Raw genomic sequence first — 410 nt, forward strand, 5'->3', positions numbered from 1 at the left:
TATTACAAAAGAGCTGTTGATAGCCAAATACAACCAACAATACTTATGCATGATGATGTGGATACATCACGTTTCCGCGATGGTACTTTAACAATATCTCAATTCCCGGTGAAAGGAGAAAATTACTATACCGGTAGCTTTGGTATTGTTAAAGGTTATGATGCGGATCAAACTCCACATTATTGTGCTAAATTAAATGTGGATACAAAAGGGGATGTATCTCTTAATGGAGATAACTATATTTATATTACTGGTAAGAATGGAGTCACCCTAAGGTCTGATAAACAATTTAGCGTTTATACTAATACAATTCGTTTAGATTCTGTTAGCCACGTAGATATTCTTACTGGTGGGGCTTTGTTTATGAAAAGTAATCAGAATACAGAGGTCAATTCTGGTGGGCATACAAT

1 pseudogene is annotated in these 410 nt (G+C 35.1%); it reads left to right on the forward strand.

Annotated elements, in window-relative coordinates:
- Positions 1–410, forward strand: a pseudogene (locus ACQRBL_RS32610) (phage tail spike protein); the annotation flags it as partial.

The organism is Bacillus sp. AF62 (genome assembly GCF_050312695.1).
Classification (GTDB): domain Bacteria; phylum Bacillota; class Bacilli; order Bacillales; family Bacillaceae_G; genus Bacillus_A; species Bacillus_A cereus.